General features: G+C 40.9%; 2 protein-coding genes and 1 pseudogene. 2 read left to right on the top strand and 1 reads right to left on the bottom strand.

Annotated elements, in window-relative coordinates; translation table 11 throughout:
* The coding region (locus O9332_RS13140) for a transposase (RefSeq protein ID WP_288023764.1) at positions 1–113 on the top strand (113 nt) is incomplete at its 5' end.
* Here O9332_RS13140 and O9332_RS13145 read toward each other — a convergent pair.
* Positions 90–1,358 carry a hypothetical protein gene (locus O9332_RS13145; RefSeq protein WP_288025928.1) on the bottom strand — a complete coding sequence of 423 codons (1,269 nt, stop codon included), beginning with the start codon at positions 1,356–1,358 and terminating at the stop codon, positions 90–92. The two genes, O9332_RS13140 and O9332_RS13145, sit on opposite strands and share 24 nt — an antisense overlap.
* Here O9332_RS13145 and O9332_RS13150 point away from each other — a divergent pair.
* Positions 1,342–1,744: pseudogene (locus tag O9332_RS13150) on the top strand (bluetail domain-containing putative surface protein); the annotation flags it as partial. The gene O9332_RS13145 and the pseudogene O9332_RS13150 sit on opposite strands and share 17 nt — an antisense overlap.
* Positions 1,745–2,050 lie beyond the last annotated feature (306 nt).

Consider the following 2,050-nt stretch of genomic DNA (forward strand, 5'->3'; position numbering starts at 1 on the left):
TGGTCGAGGGAATCAACAATAAACTTAAACTAATAAAACGGAGAGGCTATGGCTTGAGAAACTTTCGGAATTTTTGGGTTAGAAGTATGTTATCTTGGCATCTTGTATGTTGATTTAGCATAAAGGGTAACGAAGAGCCGCACTACTTCTGTCAGGAAAGCATTCAAACTTCGCAAATCATCTTCAATTTGTTGCTGAATATTAGGAATTGTTTTCTCCCACTCGCCTAAGCGATTGGCAGGGAAGATAGTATAGAGTAATTTACTTTCTCTCTCAATCCAAGTAACATTAAGTGTATGTTTATCGGGATTAACCGTCATACTTTCTAAGTTTTTGAGACCATCAATTGGGTCTTCCATTGATAAAACTTTTGGCGATATTTTATTATACGAGTAGAAAGTTACGTTAGTTTGAACGATTACATACCCAACTCTTGTTGCTCCTCTGAAAAACTCAATCTCAATAACTTGCTCACCTCTTTCAAGAGGAACAAGGGTAAAAATCACTTCGTTGGAATCGCCTTTAACTGGAACAGTCAACTGCTGCTGATAAGGTCTTATGGCAAATGCTGGAGCAGTAACCTTGACATTTAGTTCAACTTGCTTAGTATTACGTCCTACTGTAAGCAAAATTTTTTCTTGAACACGAGTAAATTCTGGAATCTCTTCAGTTAGCTGAATCTTTAACTCAGCTTTTTGCTCAAGAACACATTCTGATGGGAATTCGATTCGAGTGTGGCGTTGAATTGTTACGCTATTAGACGACGGAAGGGGTTTAGGCTGCTCAGAGCAAGGCGGCCGAATAAACTCCCCACGCTCGTTAATACTCCCTTTATTCGAGTTAAAATAACCCGGGTTGCCGATATATTTTCTGTTTAAATCCGCTTCTCCACCTGCCAATTTGTCGGGTGGAACCCTAACCGTCGGTTCCACCTTTACATATGAGTTTATGTCTTGAACAAATTCAGTTTTTCTTAGCCTTAGTCCCTCACGGATTACTGATAAGCTTGTTTCTGGATGAGTGAGCAGTTGAAATTGAATACAGAAATCAGCCAACTGGAAATATCGAGCCTTAATAGCTTGATAAGCTGTCTCAAGCAGGTCCAAATCGACTTGGCTCAGAATAGTTGCAAAATCAGCTACAAGGCTTTGAGTTTCAGCAGCAAATTTCTTTAAGAGAGTATCAGCTTCACTAAACTTATTTTGTCCCAGCAATGCAGCAAGTTGTACGAGTTGTCTGTTACGAGTGTTAGGAAAGTATGCAGCCAAAGCATAAGCCTCGGCGAATTCCCCTTCTCCCAGAAGAGCGACAATCGGTTGCAGCCAAGTTTCACGAGGTGTTTCACTGCGAGTTTCCATTTCCTATACCCTTTCTGACAACGTGGAAAATCTCGTCCTCACTGGTACTGGTAATCTTAATGGCACGGGTAATGCCTTGTCAATTTGGTGGGGCCATTAATGCCCCTCTCGCTTTTACCCGGGCAACAGATAGCACCACGACCAATATTAACACCATTGTTACTAACGTCTTTACCGATGCTAATGGCGCAACAGCCGGAAATCAAGCTATCGGGATGAACAGTGCTGCTTTAGTGCGGGTTGCTAATACTACTACCACTTACCTAATTATCAACGACGGTACGGGGGGTTTCCAAAGTGCTAATGATTTGGTGATTAATCTCACCGGGTTAACGGGTAGTTTACCGGCGCTCGGCCCTATTCCAGTCAATAGTTTCTTTGTCTAGATTGATGGGGGGGATTAATTCTCCCCTTTTAATGCTCCCGTTCAAGTAATTTTGATACAAAAAAAGTTAAGAGGCTCTTCTCGACTTTGTGTTATAAGTAGCTGGTTATAATTAAATTAAAAATGGATTTTGCCTCTGATCCCCCCTTAGTCCCCCCTTGATAAGCTATCCCTTATAGGGATCTTTCTTAACAATTTTTTCATTAAGCACTCCAACTCTTATCCTGACTTGATTTCAGTTTTTTCTTTGTCAGTAAGGGTGTCAACAAGGAATATTACAAATTGTTAACCGAGTCTTGAAAGCGTT

Origin of the sequence: Microcystis sp. LE19-10.1B (assembly GCF_027530565.1) — a bacterium.
Classification (GTDB): domain Bacteria; phylum Cyanobacteriota; class Cyanobacteriia; order Cyanobacteriales; family Microcystaceae; genus Microcystis; species Microcystis aeruginosa.

Bases quoted from the DNA above. Each gene is read 5' to 3' on its own strand.
- O9332_RS13145 (WP_288025928.1), bottom strand. From the start codon at position 1,358: ATGGAAACTCGCAGTGAAACACCTCGTGAAACTTGGCTGCAACCGATT.